Origin of the sequence: Hyphomonas sp., assembly GCF_037969335.1 — a bacterium.
Lineage (GTDB): Bacteria > Pseudomonadota > Alphaproteobacteria > Caulobacterales > Hyphomonadaceae > Hyphomonas.
The window spans coordinates 1-14,601 of record NZ_JBBKXE010000031.1 but is presented as its reverse complement, the minus strand read 5'-3'; the positions used below and the strand labels follow the sequence as shown (position 1 = coordinate 14,601).

The 14,601-nt window shown below is 62.3% G+C and carries 16 protein-coding genes; 8 read left to right on the top strand and 8 right to left on the bottom strand.

The genetic code is table 11. From position 1 onward, the window contains the following. The 6 genes from AADA04_RS02290 to AADA04_RS02265 all read right to left on the bottom strand — a co-directional run. Positions 1–276, bottom strand: a 276-nt coding sequence (locus AADA04_RS02290) for a hypothetical protein (RefSeq protein WP_340691613.1), incomplete at its 3' end; no start/stop codon positions are given. A 113-nt stretch (positions 277–389) separates the two neighbouring features. Then, positions 390–1,613, bottom strand: coding sequence for a cyclopropane-fatty-acyl-phospholipid synthase family protein (locus tag AADA04_RS02285; RefSeq protein ID WP_340691612.1), 1,224 nt, complete (start codon positions 1,611–1,613; stop codon positions 390–392). Then, positions 1,610–2,416, bottom strand: coding sequence for a DUF1365 domain-containing protein (locus AADA04_RS02280; RefSeq protein ID WP_340691611.1), 807 nt, complete (start codon positions 2,414–2,416; stop codon positions 1,610–1,612). The genes AADA04_RS02285 and AADA04_RS02280 overlap by 4 nt, the downstream gene beginning before the upstream one ends. Beyond that, positions 2,413–3,729: an FAD-dependent oxidoreductase gene (locus tag AADA04_RS02275; RefSeq protein WP_340691610.1), complete on the bottom strand. Its 1,317-nt coding sequence runs from the start codon at positions 3,727–3,729 to the stop codon at positions 2,413–2,415. Before AADA04_RS02275 ends, AADA04_RS02280 begins: the two co-directional genes overlap by 4 nt. Beyond that, positions 3,726–5,177 carry a deoxyribodipyrimidine photo-lyase gene (locus AADA04_RS02270; protein ID WP_340691614.1) on the bottom strand — a complete coding sequence of 484 codons (1,452 nt, stop codon included), beginning with the start codon at positions 5,175–5,177 and terminating at the stop codon, positions 3,726–3,728. Before AADA04_RS02270 ends, AADA04_RS02275 begins: the two co-directional genes overlap by 4 nt. Positions 5,178–5,299: 122 nt before the next feature. Further along, positions 5,300–6,091, bottom strand: a complete 792-nt coding sequence (locus AADA04_RS02265; RefSeq protein ID WP_340691609.1) for a methyltransferase domain-containing protein — start codon at positions 6,089–6,091, stop codon at positions 5,300–5,302. Positions 6,092–6,179: 88 nt separating this feature from the next. Here AADA04_RS02265 and AADA04_RS02260 point away from each other — a divergent pair, with 88 nt between their 5' ends. The 3 genes from AADA04_RS02260 (at position 6,180) to AADA04_RS02250 (ending at position 9,795) form a co-directional block, all read left to right on the top strand. After that, positions 6,180–6,437 carry a hypothetical protein gene (locus AADA04_RS02260; RefSeq protein ID WP_340691608.1) on the top strand — a complete coding sequence of 86 codons (258 nt, stop codon included), beginning with the start codon at positions 6,180–6,182 and terminating at the stop codon, positions 6,435–6,437. Next, a complete protein-coding gene (gene rfaE2 / locus AADA04_RS02255) occupies positions 6,437–7,903 on the top strand; it encodes a D-glycero-beta-D-manno-heptose 1-phosphate adenylyltransferase (protein WP_340691607.1) in 1,467 nt (488 codons plus the stop codon). Before AADA04_RS02260 ends, rfaE2 begins: the two co-directional genes overlap by 1 nt. 116 nt (positions 7,904–8,019) lie before the next feature. Beyond that, positions 8,020–9,795: an SLC13 family permease gene (locus AADA04_RS02250; RefSeq protein ID WP_340691606.1), complete on the top strand. Its 1,776-nt coding sequence runs from the start codon at positions 8,020–8,022 to the stop codon at positions 9,793–9,795. Between the two features lie 21 nt (positions 9,796–9,816). Here the strand turns inward: AADA04_RS02250 and hspQ are convergent, their stop codons facing one another. Next, a complete protein-coding gene (gene hspQ / locus AADA04_RS02245; protein ID WP_340691605.1) occupies positions 9,817–10,269 on the bottom strand; it encodes a heat shock protein HspQ in 453 nt (150 codons plus the stop codon). A 50-nt stretch (positions 10,270–10,319) separates the two neighbouring features. Here hspQ and AADA04_RS02240 point away from each other — a divergent pair, with 50 nt between their 5' ends. Both AADA04_RS02240 and AADA04_RS02235 read left to right on the top strand, forming a co-directional pair. Continuing rightward, positions 10,320–11,447, top strand: a complete 1,128-nt coding sequence (locus AADA04_RS02240) for a Ppx/GppA phosphatase family protein (protein ID WP_340691604.1) — start codon at positions 10,320–10,322, stop codon at positions 11,445–11,447. Then, positions 11,437–12,141, top strand: coding sequence for an RlmE family RNA methyltransferase (locus tag AADA04_RS02235; RefSeq protein WP_340691603.1), 705 nt, complete (start codon positions 11,437–11,439; stop codon positions 12,139–12,141). The genes AADA04_RS02240 and AADA04_RS02235 overlap by 11 nt, the downstream gene beginning before the upstream one ends. A gap of 17 nt (positions 12,142–12,158) precedes the next feature. Here AADA04_RS02235 and AADA04_RS02230 read toward each other — a convergent pair whose 3' ends face one another. Then, complete coding sequence (locus AADA04_RS02230) at positions 12,159–12,440, bottom strand: dodecin family protein (protein WP_340691602.1); 282 nt, start codon at positions 12,438–12,440, stop codon at positions 12,159–12,161. A gap of 158 nt (positions 12,441–12,598) precedes the next feature. Between AADA04_RS02230 and AADA04_RS02225 the strand changes: the two genes are divergently transcribed. From AADA04_RS02225 to AADA04_RS02215, 3 genes are all read left to right on the top strand, one after another. Continuing rightward, entirely contained in the window at positions 12,599–13,006 is a 408-nt protein-coding gene (locus tag AADA04_RS02225; protein ID WP_340691601.1) for a GFA family protein, read from the top strand. Further along, positions 13,003–13,416, top strand: coding sequence for a hypothetical protein (locus AADA04_RS02220; protein ID WP_340691600.1), 414 nt, complete (start codon positions 13,003–13,005; stop codon positions 13,414–13,416). Before AADA04_RS02225 ends, AADA04_RS02220 begins: the two co-directional genes overlap by 4 nt. Positions 13,417–13,636: 220 nt before the next feature. Continuing rightward, on the top strand, positions 13,637–14,601 hold a 965-nt coding region (locus AADA04_RS02215; protein WP_340691599.1), incomplete at its 3' end, for an IMP dehydrogenase.

Sequence of the window (14,601 nt, the reverse complement as noted above, 5' to 3'; positions counted from 1 at the left end):
GTTGGACGCGGCAAGGGGTGGCTTGCGCGATGCAGGCGCCGCCACGCGCCGAGGTGCCAGCGCGCCTTTTTCCAGGGCCATGATGAACAGGAGCCGACGCACGAGCGGTTCGAAACGGGCGAGCGCAGCGGCGAGACGGACCCGTTCGGGACGCGGCAGGAAGGGATTGCAACCGGTCAGGCCGAGGGACTTGACCCATTCGCTGACGAAATAGGCCGTCTGGTCCCAGGAGAAGAGGACCATGCTGCGGATCAGTCGGGAGGGCTGGTAGGACATGGGCCCATGATAGGACCAGAGTGTTTGCGGTCGGAGAGATTACACGCCAATCCGCATGAGACCCCGGCTTTCGCCGGGGACATCGGGGGAAAGAGCCCTGCCTGTCCGACAGGTCAGGCTTTCGACACCTCGAACTGGCCGACATTGATGCGACCGTCGGAGAAGCCCGCTTCGCAATAGGAGAGGTAGAAGTTCCACATGCGCTTGAACGGCTCGTCGAAGCCGAGTTCGGCGATCTCGTCCCACTTATCATTGAAGGTGCGGGACCATTCGTGGCAGGTGCGCGCATAGTCCTGGCCGAAATAATGGACGCCATCATGGCGCAGGCCGGCCTTGGTGAACTGTTCCTTGAGGGCTGTCTCGCCGGGTAGCATGCCACCCGGGAAAATGTAGCGCTGGATGAAATCGACGCGTTTGCGGTAGCTCTCGAACAGGTTGTCATCGATCGTGATGATCTGGAGCGCCGCCTTGCCGCCCTGTTTCAGGCTGTCGAAAATCTTGGCGAAATAGCCCGGCCAGTAGGCTTCACCGACCGCTTCGAACATTTCGATGGAGGCGACGCCATCATAGACGCCGACATGATCGCGATAGTCCTCAAGGCGGATGTCGACGCGCTCGGAGAGGCCTTCGCGCTGCATCCGGGCGAGGGCATAATCGCGCTGGGAGGGCGAGATGGTGAGGCAGGTGACCTTGCTGCCACGGTGCCTGGCAGCATATTCGGCAAAACCGCCCCAGCCACAGCCGATTTCGAGGATGTGGCTTGACGGGCCAGCGTCGATCCGGTCGCAGATGCCTTTGTACTTCGCCTGCTGGGCCTGCTGGAGCAACTGGTTTGGGCTTTCGAACATGGCTGACGAATAGGTCATGCTGGGATCGAGCCACTGGCTGTAGAAATCATTGCCGAGATCATAGTGGGCCATGATGTTGCGGCGGGCGCCAGCCCTGGAGTTGCGGTTGAAAAAATGCCGGACATGATTGGCCCAGCGGACAATGGCGCCGCCACGCGCAAGCTGGCCGGCGGCTTCGAAATTGGCTGAGAAGAATCGCAATACAGCGGTCAGGTCCGGTGTCGACCACTGGCTGTCCATATAGGCTTCGGCAAACCCGACATCTCCGGCGGCGAAGGCGCGTTTGATGAAACTGTAATCGTGAATGACGATTTCGGCTTCCGGGCCAGGTTCGTCATGCTGGAACAGGAGTTCGCGCCCGTCCGGCAGCCTGAACAGGAGCTGGCCGCGCTGGGTGCGCAACAGCGCGAGCGCGCCGAGCCGGAAAATGGTCGGCACATGTTTCAGCTTGCCGATGGACTGGGCGGTGGCAACGATGGGCTGGCTCATGCGGCGTCCTTCGTAAGGGTCGGCGGGCGTTTCTCCACTGGTTCTGCAACGGTCATAGGCGCGGCAGGCAGGCTTGGCCTTGATCTATATCGTGCGCCGCGAAGCCAGATTTTGAGGGCCTGCCAGTGGATGGCAAGGGTGACGCCAAGGGTTGCCAAGGGGGTGGCAAGGGCGAGGGAGAGGAGGGCGCCGGTTGTGGCGGCATGGCGGCGGGCGGTAATGTTGGCCATGTGGAGGCGGGCGCCGTCATTGAGGCTCTCGACCACGATTGCGAGCCGATTGGTGGGCGCGCGGAGGGTGAAGCGATAGGTGCCAGTCACGTCGAAGAAGGGCGAGACGTGGAAAGCTTTGCCGGCTTCGTGCTGTGACCGGTTGCCCGAGACAGCGGCGGCATAGGCATGGGTTTCGCCGAACGTGTTGTTCACTTCGTAGATGATGCCGCGCAGGTCACCGGACGGGCCGTAGCCATACCAGAGCGAGATGGGCGCGAACTTGTAGAAGAGCTGGCGCGGGAAGGTGACGAGGCGAATGGCGCCGCCGTCCAGTGAGACGCCTGCTTTTGCCAGCACCTGCTCTGCCCACGGACGCAAGGGCGCATCGGTGCGGGTGCCATGGTCCTTGCGGTGGAATGAGAACAATCCGGGCTTGTCGACCGAGAAGAGAAGGCTCTGGCGCGCTGCGGCATCCAGGCGGTCAATGTCTATATCGATCAGGGTGACGTTATAGGCAAAGCGCCGCTCGAACGGCACGTAACGCGCATGTGCCGTCTGGCCTTTCCACAAACTGAGCGCCGGAGTCGTCAAACTGACACCTCTGCTGCAATTTCCATGACCGGAGTTTTGCGCGCCGGGCTGTGGATGTCCACGCCTTTCGCGTCCCACGGGACCCTGCCGCCAAGGGAGAGGGCGGCCGAAAGGCCGGATTTGAGGCCGTCCTCGTGGAAGCCCCGGCCCATCCATGCGCCAGCGATCCAGAGCCCGTCCTGGCCCTGGATACGTTTCAGTCCGCGCACGGCAGCCTCGGCGGCGGTGTCGAACTGGGGGTGATCGAAGGCGTACTCGTGGAAGGTGAGATCCGGGCGCGGCGGCGTTTCCGGATTCATCGTGATGAAGAGCGGGCGGCTGTCATCCAGTCCCTGAAGGCGGTTCATCCAATAGGACAGGCAGATGTCACCATTGTCCTGCTTGATGACGTTCCAGCTAGCCCAGGCCGCGCGGCGCGAGGGCATCAGGTCCGGATCGCGGTGCAGGTAGATCGTGTTCGGACGATAGTGGACCGAATGCAAGAGGAAGGATTGATCCTCGAAACCTTTCTCGACAAGGCGAAGCGCCTGATCCGAATGGGTCGCGAGAATGACGTCGTCGAAAACGTGGGAGCGGTTGTCGGCGGTGACAACGGAGATCTTGTTGCCGAAGGGGAAGACGCGGATGGCCGGCGTTCCGGTGCGGACACGGTCACCCAGCTCAGCAGCGGCGGCGTTCACGTATGACTGGCTGCCGCCAGCGACCGTGCGCCATTGCGGGCGCTCCTTGTGCATCAGGCGGTGGTTCTCGAAGAACTGGAAGAAGCTGCGGGCCGGATAGTCGAGCATGCCGACTTCGGGCGTGGACCAGATGGCCGCGCCCATTGGCAGGATATAGTTGCAGCGGAAGGACTGGTCGAAGCCGTGAAAATCGAGCCAGTCACCCAGCGTCGTGTCCTCGATCCGGCCGGCTGCGAGTTCGGCGCGGGCAAGGTCGTTGAATTTCAGGATGGTGCGCCAGAAGCGGTGAAAGTCGAGGCTGAACAGGTTGCGTTTCTGGGCGAAGATGCCCCGGGCGGTCGAGGCCCATTCCCAGCCCTCGCGGTCGGATACGGCAAAGCTCATGTCGGATTCCTGCGTTTCGACGCCGAGGGCATCGAACAGGCCGATCAGGTTGGGATAGTTGAGGCCATTGTAGACGATGAAGCCGAGATCGACGGCGGTCTCGTGGCCGTCATAATCGAAGACGTGCGTGCAGGCGTGGCCGCCTAGGCGATCCTGTTCCTCGAACAGGGTCACGTCGGCTGTGTCCTTCAGCGCGTAGGCGGCGCCGATGCCGGAAATGCCGGACCCGATGATTGCGATACGTTTCATGCGGCGTTCCGCCTGTCCTTGAGTGTTGCGTAGGCGTCGAGGGCGCGCTGGCGGGCCGCCGGATGGTCGACGAGGGGCTCGGGATAGGTCGTGCCGAGAGAGACGTTGGCGGCGTGAAGCGTTGCGGCGTCGGCCTCCCACGGGGCATGGAGGTATTTGTCCGGAAGTCCGGAAAGTTCGGGACACCAACGCCTGACATAGGCACCAGTTGCATCGAATTTCCGGCCCTGGATGATCGGATTGAAGACGCGGAAATAGGGGGCTGCGTCAGCGCCGCTGCCAGCGGTCCATTGCCAGCTGGCAGGATTGGCCGCCGGGTCGGCATCGACCAGCGTGTCCCAGAACCAGTCCTCGCCCATCTGCCACGGCAGGAGGAGGTGCTTGGTGAGGAAGGAGGCCACGATCATGCGTACACGATTGTGCATGAAGCCGGTCTGCCAGAGCTGGCGCATGCCGGCATCAACGATCGGATAGCCGGTCTCGCCCCGACACCAGGCGCGATAGGCGACCCGGTCGCTGCGCCAGGGCATGTGACGGAAGTCAGGATTGTAGTTTTCGCTGGCGAGGTCCGGATTGTGGAACAGGAGGGAATAGGAGAATTCGCGCCAGCCGATTTCGGACAGGAATGTCATTGCACCTGCTTCATCCATACGGCCGGAATCCACACCGTGCCGGACTGCGCGCCAGACCTGTGCGGGGCCGATCTCGCCGAAGCGGAGGTGGGGTGAGAGGCGGGACGTGCCGGTGTCGATGTCGGGCCGGTTGCGGGCCTCGGCATAGGCGTTGACCGGGCCGTCGAGGAAATCCGACAGGCGCTCGATCGCGCCCGCTTCGCCCGGGGTCCAGGTGTCGCCGAGGCCGTCGGCCCAGTCGGGACGCGTCGGGTGCAGGTTCCAGTCGGACAGGGTGTCGGAGGCGATGTCTGGTCCGGAAAGCGATGTGGGCGCGGGCAGGGCGTCTGGCGCGCGATACTGGGCCTTCACGGCTTTCCAATAGGGCGTGAAGACCTTGTAGTCGCCGCCTGTGCCGGTTTCGATTTGCCAGGGCTCGTTGAGAAGACGGCCATTGAAGCTGGTTACGGCGACGCCGCTTGCCGTGAGCGTCTCCATGATTGCGCCATCAGAATCGCGTTCGGCCTTCTCATAGCGGCGGTTCCAGAACACGCTGTCGGCGCCGGTTTCTGCGATCAGGGCTGGCAGCACGTCGGCGGAGGCGCCGGCTCTCAGGGTCAGCTGGCCGCCTGCAGCCGCGATCCGGGCCGCAAATGCGGTGAGCGACTTGTCGAGCCACCACCGGCTGGCGCCGCCCAAGGGACGCAGGCCCGGCGAGGCGTCGTCGTGAATGTACACGAGCACGAGTGGCTTGCCCGTTGCGACAGCTGCATGCAGCGCAGGATTGTCAGCGAGCCGGAGGTCTTCACGAAACCAGACGAGGGCGGGGGCAGGCAGGGACAGGGGCGGCTCCGGATGAGAACAAGCGGGATTATGCTTCTCATACGGAGCCGGAATGCTACTGGATCAGTCAGTTTGTGCAACGCAGCAAGCTGACTGCACAAAAGCGGTGCATCTACCTAGCGACGCGCAACGAACGCGTATCGATTGAGGCTGAAGAAAAATCCGCCCTGCTCGATAAGCTGCAACTGATCATCATGCCAGGCCTGGATGTCCTCGGCTGATAGCCCGTGACGCTCGCCATTGGCCCGAACAAACCCATGGATACTGCGCATGATCCCGGCAGCGTAACTGTAGGGCTGGTAAGAGGCACTGAGCATCGGAATAATCTCGCACCGCTGCACCTCAAAACCGGCCTTCCTCAGCTGGGCACCCAGGGTTGCCGGCAAATGCGGGTCGACCAGATGAGCGTCCCAGCATTTCAGTACTCTGGTCATCCGGTCATGGTCTGTTGAGTGCCAGACGATACTGTCCCAGTCGGTATCAACAATCACCACCCGTCCGCCCGGCCGCAATACCCGGCGCAACTCGCCGAGCGCCGTCGTCATGTCGGCAACATATTCGTAGACTTGCGTGGATACAGCCAGATCGAACGCTTCACTCTCGACCCCGAGCGCCGTTGCATCCGCTTCAATGACCTCTGCCTGACACAGGTCTGCCAGCCGCGCGCGCGTCATCGTCAGCATCGCCTGGCTGACATCGACCCCGACCAGTCGCCCTTTCTCTCCAACCATGCGCGCGAGATCGTAAGCCAGAAGCCCCGGCCCCACACCGATGTCGAGGACAGCTTCGCCCGGCTGCGGGTTCATCATCGCGAGAATATGCGCCCGCTGCGCCACGACATCCGGGGTTTTGTACATCGCCTCAACCGCCCGTGCGGCCTTCTCGTCAAATTCCAAAACTACACTCATCGTCCCTAATTCTCTTATGATTATGTGACAGGGTCGTCGGCCACCGCCTTGCGCTTCCAGCCTTCACCATTGGAGCACGTTTGTCTGGTTGGGACTTATCGTCAAGCTGAGGCTGGCCGGTGCCGACAAGGTCGATCTCAGCGTAAACATGGGCAAACGCGTGAAGGCAGAGGAAGTCGGCGTGCATCTGGATCAGTTGTCGCTGCCATGGGTTTCATGCCGGGCTTTGCAGGGCTATATCGGTCGATCAAAGGGAGTCGCCGACATGGCCGTGAGTTTCAGATTCGAACCCGTATCATTCGACCGGGTTGGCGTTCGCGCCCTGCACGCCGGCGGTAGCTGCTGATGGATACGTCTGCGCTCCTGGGCCTGATCGCTGCGGCTGCAGGCAAACGCATTGTCTGTATCGGCGATGTCATGCTCGACCGGTTCGTCTATGGCCAGGTGACCCGTATATCGCCGGAAGCCCCGGTGCCGATCATGCGGCGCACGCGCGAGGCTGCAATGCCCGGCGGGGCGGGGAATGTCGGCCGGAACCTGTCGACACTGGGCCTGCGTACGGCGCTGATCGGGGTTGTGGGGGATGACCCGGAAGGACGCCAGCTCGCCGAGTTGCTGGGACATATTGACGGCGTGGAGGCTGACCTCATCGTGATGCGCGATCGGCCGACGACGCTGAAGACGCGGTTCGTAGCGGGCGGCCAGCAGCTGTTGCGCGTCGATGCGGAGGACCTGCGTGCCATCGACCTGACGACAGAGGCCGATATTGTCATGTCGCTGGAAGATGCGGCCAAGGATGCGTGCCTGATTATCCTGTCGGATTATGCCAAGGGCGCCATTACCGAAAACGTCATTGCCGCGGCGATTGCAGCGGGACGGGCGCATGGCATTCCGGTGATCGCTGATCCGAAAGGGCTCGACTTTGCCCGCTATGGCGACGTGGACCTGCTGAAGCCAAACGCGATGGAACTCGGTCAGGCGATCGGCCTGACGGTGGAAACCGACCGGGATGCAGGCGAAGCACTGGCCAAGGCGATGGAGATGCTGCCGGCCAAGGCGATTGTCGTGACGCGGGCCGCCAAGGGCATGTCCTTCGTGCAGCGGGACGGAACCGTGATGCACCGTTCGGGCGAAGCGCGGGAAGTTTATGATGTGTCCGGCGCGGGCGATACGAGCATCGCGGCGCTGGCGCTCGGGCTGGCCGCCGGCGGCAGCCTGGCGGAGGCCGTCGAACTGGCCATCGCGGCATCGGGCATTGCGGTGGGCAAGTCCGGAACGGCGACGGTGTCGGCAAATGAGTTGAACACAGCGCTGCAAATGGGCCTGCGCAATGGCGGCGTCTCGCATGTGCCGCTGGAGACACTGGTCGACCAGGTTGAGGTGTGGCGCGATACCAACCTGACTGTCGGCTTCACGAATGGTTGTTTCGACATACTCCATCCGGGGCACTTGCGGGTGCTGGAAGAGGCCAAGGCCCGCTGTGGGCGGCTGGTGGTCGGGCTCAACTCCGATGCGTCGGTGAAGCGGCTGAAGGGCCCCAATCGCCCCGTGAATGACGAATCCTCACGCGCCCGGGTCCTGTCGGGCCTGTCGGCGGTGGATGCTGTGGTCGTGTTCGATGAGGACACGCCCGAGGCGCTGATCAAGGCCTTGCAGCCGGACCTGCTGGTCAAGGGCGGGGACTATTCGATCGAGACGATTGTGGGTGCCGATGTCGTGCTGGCGCGGGGCGGGACGGTGCATATCGTGCCGCTGGTCGATGGCCAGTCGACGACAGCAGCCATTGAGCGCGCCAACGCGAAGCCGGAATGAACGGCAGGGCCGACAGCGGCGACCAGCCGACGACCTGAAAACAAATCGCCGATGACAGGCAACCTGCTGGGGCGCAGCACGTTGGTGCTCGACCTGTGTGGTTGAGGGGCGATTGAATGGCGGCGTTCTTATCTGAATTCTCGGCGGAAATTTCGTTCGGGATCCTGGCGGCGATGTTCGTCGGCTTCTTCATGGAGCGCTTGCCGTCGGCCGCGATTGCGCTGATCGGGGCGTGCGCGTTCCTCCTGCTTGGATACCTGGATGAACCGACCGCCTTGTCGGCGTTTTCCAATAGCGCGCCGATTACGATTGGCGCCATGTTCATCCTCGCGGCGTCACTCAAGCGGACCGGTGTGCTGGATGCCCTCGCCTCGTCGATTTTGCAGGTGGCTGACAGGTCGGCGATTGGTGCGCTTGTCCTGCTGGGGGCGACTGTCTCGATAGCATCGGCCTTCGTGAACAATACGGCGGTGGTCGTGATCCTGTTGCCGATTGTGATCGAGCTGGCGGAACGGTTAAAGATTTCCGAGAAAAAGCTGCTGATACCCCTGTCCTACCTCTCGATCCTCGCCGGGACCACCACGCTGATCGGGACGTCGACAAATCTGCTGGTGGCTGGCGTGGCGCAGGATTACGGCCTGAGCGCGTTCAGCATTTTCGAGATTTCACCGATCGGGTTGATAACCTTCGCTACGGGGCTGGTGACTTTGCTGGCGCTTGGCTGGATGCTGTTGCCGCGCGAAACCAGACGCGCCACGCAAACCAGTCATCGCTCGACCTATCTCTCCGACATTTTCGTGCGAGAGGAGTCGCAGGCGGTCGGGCGTCTTGTTACGGAAATCCCTGCGCTGTCGAAGAAAGGCCTGCATATTATCGGTCTGGCGCGCGGCAACCGGCGCTGGTCGGGGTCAACACCGGATGAGTTGCTGAAGGCCGGAGACCGGGTGACCGTGCGCGCCGACCTGCAGGAGCTTCTGACCCTGATCGAGTCCGGCCTGTTTCGCGTCGGGATCAAACTTCGCCAGAACGAGTCCGGACCGGAAATCCGGGCGCAGGCGACTGTCACGGCCAGCGATCCGAATATCGGGCGCCGCGTTGCCGAGCTGACCTATCTGTCACGCCACGCCGTCACCGTGCGGGGGCTGACCCGGTTTGGGAACCCGCCGGGGCCTGACCTGGCCGACACACGGTTGAAGGCAGGCGACAGGCTGATCGTGGAGGGGTCGCAGGCCGAGTTGAGAGACCTGGCGGCCTCCGGTGCACTTGTCGTCGACCAGACGCTGGAAGTGGAACCGTTCCGGCGCAGGCGCGGCCCGCTGGCCATTCTGATCCTGGCGGCGGTCGTCTTGTCGTCTGCCACGCTCGGCGTGCCGCTCGTGTTCACCTCGTTGATCGGCGTCAGTGCGGTGCTCGCCTTCGGCTGCCTGACCCTGAATGACGCGTTCGATGCGATGGATGCCAGCGTTCTGGCGCTGATCGTCGCGATGCTGATCGTCGGGAAGGGACTGGAGGCGACGGGCAGCGTTGAAATGCTTGTGAACGGCCTGACACCGCTTCTCCAGACGGCGTCGCCCTTCGGTCTGGTGCTGATGGTGTACTTGCTGACATCATTCCTGACGGAGGTCGTGACGAATGCTGCCGTGGCTGTCGTCATGACGCCGCTCGTCATCGCACTGGGCACGCAATTGGGGATCGAGCCGCGGGCGCTGGTCATCGCGGTGATGTTTGGCGCCAGCGCGAGTTTCGCGTCACCCATCGGTTACCAGACCAACACGATCGTGCACGCGGCGGGCAATTATCGCTTTTCGGATTTCCTGAAGATCGGCTTGCCGATGAACCTGATTGTCGGGTTCGTCACAAGTTTTGCGATCTACCTGATCTACCTGACCTGATGACCGGACGTTCGCCGACGACTAGTTGGCGACGCCCTTCTTGAGCTCATAGGTTCCGCGCCCTGTCAGGGTGAACCATTCGAGGATGTCCGGGTGGGTGAGCGGTGTCTCGGATTCATCCGGCAGCAGGTTCTGCTCGGAGACATAGGCGACATAATGGGTGCGGTCATTTTCCGCGAAGAGATGGTAAAACGGCTGGTCCTTGCGGGGACGCACCTCTTCGGGAATGGATTCATACCATTCCGCCGTGTTGCCGAACTGGGGGTCAACGTCGAATATTACACCCCTGAATGGAAACATGCGGTGGCGGACGACCTGGCCGATCTGGAACTTGGCGACATGCATGGATATGGCGTTGTACCTGCGGTTTGTGTCGACTCTCTGGTCCAATACCAGTGCCGTCCGTGCCGCATTCCGGCGGCGGATTCCAAACAGGGTTTTCAACCACCCGTTGTGCTTGCGTCCACTAGCCATTTCCAGCTCCTGTGGTAACAATGCCTCAAGTCATCAATTTGGGCCACACCATGGCTGAAAAAAAGGCGCCCGGTGCCCGCAACAAGCGGAGCGCCACGCGCAATGGAAAGACGGCACCGCTTTTTGCGGCCGTTGACCTTGGAACGAATAATTGTCGCCTGCTGGTCGCCGAGCCCCGCGGGAAGACTTTTCGCGTGGTCGATTCCCATTCGCAGATTGCCCGTCTGGGTGAGGGCCTTCACGAGACGGGACGGCTGTCGGATGCCGCAATCGAACGGGCGATCGATGCGCTGCAAAATATCCGGAAAAAACTGAAGCAACATGGCGTAGGCCGCGTGCGGTGCATCGCCACCGAAGCCTGCCGGAAGGCGGAGAACGGGGCGGAGTTCATTCGCCGCGTGCATGAAGAAACCGGCCTCACATTCAAGATTATCGGTGCCCATGAAGAGGCGCGCCTTGCGACGATTGGCTGCCACGACCTGATCGAGCCATCGGCCAAGTCTGTCCTGGTCGTCGATATTGGCGGCGGGTCGACGGAACTGTCATGGGTGAACGCTGAAGCCGCGCGCGACAATGGTTTCAAGGGGCTGCTGGAGAAGGCGCCGATCCTCGGCTGGACCAGCCTGCCGCTCGGTGTCGTAACGCTTTCTGAAGCGTTCCAGCACCTGGACGAGGTCGAAGCCTATCCGCTGATGCTCGAACATGCCCGGCAGACAATCAGTACATGGGACGGGATTGATGCCGTCCGCGATGCGATGGGCGTCGATGACGCCCATATGATCGGAACCTCCGGCACGGTGACCTGCCTCGCCGGGGTTCACCTGAAGCTCGACCGTTACCGGCGCGACAAGGTGGACGGGACATGGCTCAGCCGCGATGAAAGCGCTGCCGCGATCCAGCTGCTGCGCGATGTCGGGCTTGAAGGGCGGATGAAGCTGCCGACGATTGGCGATGAGCGGGCGGGGCTGATGCTGTCAGGCTGCGCGATTGTCGAGGCCGTTTGGGAAGCGTTTCCGGCCGGACGGCTGAGGGTTGCGGACCGTGGCCTGCGCGAGGGGCTGCTATTGTCGATGATGTATGGTCCGAAAAGGCCAAAGGCGCGTCGCCGCGGGCGGCGCGGACGGCGTGGACCGGACGATGGCGCAGGGCGCCAAGAGGACACCAACAATGTCGGATGAAGAAAAGCGCCGCTGGAAAGGCCCGACGGGCAAGGAAGGTTCGTCCGGTCGGCAGATGGACCAGCGCAAGATACGTGCGCACCACGCCAAGTCAGACAGTTCGAAGCAATGGCTCGAGCGCCAGATGTCGGATCCGTATGTGCGCAAGGCGAAGCTTGAGGGATTCCGGGCCCGTGCGGCCTACAAGCTGCTGGAAATCGACGCCAAGGCCGAACTCCTGAAGCGCGGTTGCCGGGTGGTCGATCTGGGCTGCGCGCCCGGGGGCTGGTTGCAGGTCGCGGTGGCCAAGGGTGCGCTGGAAGTGGTCGGCATCGACCTGTTGCCTGTCGATCCTGTCGAAGGCGCACATATCGTGCAGGGCGATGTCAATGAACCCGACGATGTTGCGCGCATGATGAAGGGCCTCACCGGCAAGCCCAATCTTGTCCTGTCGGACATGGCGGCGAATACGACAGGGCACAAACAGACCGATCACTTGCGTACGGTCGCGCTGGTGGAAATGGCGGCGGCATTTGCCGTCGAGCACCTGGCAACTGGCGGGTCGTTCTGTTCGAAAGTGTTCCAGGGTGGGACAACGAAGGAAGTGCTGGAATTGCTGAAAGCGAACTTCACGACGGTTAAGCATATCAAGCCGCCCGCGAGCCGCGCCGGAAGCCCGGAAATCTTCGTGGTGGCAAAGGGCTTCAAGGGCTGAACCGCCCCTGATAGTGCCTAGAAGCGGCGATCGATCACGGGGCTCACATAGCGGTGGCGACGGGCCGACTGGGCCGAATTCAGGTACTGGTCGGACTCAGCCGGATCAGTCGATGTCTCGTAGCCGAGTTCGAGTGACACCTGATAGTGGGTCACGCAGCCATTGTTGATGAATCCGCGGGTATTCGACACTTCGAACCAGTCCGGTTCACCATATTCGTGCCGTGCGACAACCAGCGCGCGTTCAATCGCGTCGTCGACCGATTTCGTCGACGTGCCGATGATTGTTCGCAGAGGCATTTGTGCGGAAACCATGTGTTTTGCGCTCGAATTCCTGTTCCTGTGTGAACCACTTGCATGTTCTATGCAAAACTCGCCGGATCGTTCCAGAAAATCCTTTCTTGCCAGTTCCTACGGGCGGTTCCACACTGTGTGGAAAGGTATTGAGGGAGAGCTATATGTCGATTTCAGGCGGATGTTATTGCGGAGCGGTGCGCTATGAGGCGGACGGCGACCCGATCATGAAGGCCCAGTGCCATTGCCGGGAATGCCAGTATTTCACCGGTGGCCAGCCGAATGATTTCATGGCGATGCCCGAGACCGGTTTCAAATACACCAAGGGCAGGCCGAAGCGCTTCTCGAAATCGGATGTGGCCAACGCGGTGACACGCGAATTCTGTCCCGACTGCGGCGTGCATATCGTGACACGGTCACAAGCATTGCCGGGCGCCGTGATCCTGAAGATCGGATCGCTTGATGACCCGACCCTTTTCGGGCAGCCGCAGATGATCATGCAGACGGCGGATGCGCAGAGCTTCCATCACATTCCAGACGGCATTCCGGCCTTTGAGCGGTTTCCGACATGATCCGACCGTTCGCCACGCTGATCACCAGCGCCGCGATACTCGCAGCCTGCGTGACCGCGCCGACGCCGAATGACACTGATGCCGTGACTGTACCTGCCTCGCACGAGACCATTCGGTTCGACGACAAGCGGGCAACGCGCGTTGAACGGGCGGCTTGCGAGGCGGCTGGGGGCAAAGTGGGGCCGGGCGGCATGCTCGGCTTTGACCAGTGCGTTCAACCGTATGCGGATGCAGGCGCGGCGTGCAAGTCGGCGGAAGACTGCCTGGGCCGCTGCCTGCTCTCGCCGGACTCCGATGACGAACCGGGCCAGCCAACCGAGGATGGCGTGTGCCAGACGACGGATAGCGCGTTCGGTTGTATGACAGAGGTCGATGATGGCACCGTCCAGGGGTCTCTCTGCATCGACTGAGCCTGGCTGGACGGGCAGCAGGTGCGCCTCGGCCGCGTCGCAGTGTTTCTTCCGCGCTCTTCTCCCGGAGAACGTTGATTTCAGTTGGAACCTCTCCCGGCCTGATACATGTCCAATGCGGCTTGGCATGAACTTGTGGTCGTGCGGCAGGCGGAATTTGCAGTGGGGGCTTCACAACCCCTCGCGACTCCCTTACTAGGCCAAAAAGGGAGCTCCCCACATGAAAATCCGACAAGCCATCACTTTCGACGACGTGCTGCTGCAGCCCGGCGCGAGCGAGGTTTTACCTGCTGATGTGAACGTCTCGACGTTCCTGACCAAGTCCATCAGCCTGAATATTCCCCTGATCTCTGCCGCTATGGACACGGTGACCGAGGCGCGCCTTGCCATCGCGATGGCGCAGGCGGGCGGGATTGGCGTGATCCACCGCAACCTCTCCATCGAAGAGCAGGCGGGCGAAGTGGCCATGGTGAAGAAATACGAGAGCGGCGTTGTGATGAACCCGATCACGATTTCACCGACGGCGACGCTGGGCGACCTGCGCGAGTTGAAGGCGCGGACCGGTTTCTCCGGCATTCCGGTCGTCGAAGCAGACGGCAGGATTGTCGGCATCATCACCAATCGGGACACGCGCTTTGCCGACGACCTGAACGAATCGATTGCGAGCCTCATGACCCGTAATGTCGTTACGGTGAAAATGGACACCGATCCGGCTGAGGCGCGGGTCTTGCTGCACAAGCACCGCATTGAGCGCCTGGTCATCGTCGATAATGACGGCAAGTGCCTGGGCCTGCTGACGGTCAAGGACATGGACAAGGCCGCGGTGAACCCGAACGCCGCCAAGGACGCCGCCGGGCGCCTGCGCGTGGCCGCCGCCTCGACCGTGGGCGATGCCGGGTTCGCGCGCACGATGGCGCTGATCGAGGCGGGCGTTGATGCGGTCGTGATCGATACGGCCCATGGCCATTCGATCAGCGTGGCTGACGCCGTGCGCCGGGCGAAGAAAGTGTCGAACGCGGTGCAGATCATCGCTGGCAACGTGGCGACGGCGGAAGCCACAAAAGCGCTGATAGATGCCGGCGCGGACGCCGTGAAAGTGGGGATCGGGCCAGGCTCGATCTGTACGACGCGGATCGTGGCGGGCGTCGGCGTGCCGCAGCTGACGGCGATCGAGCAGTGCGCGAA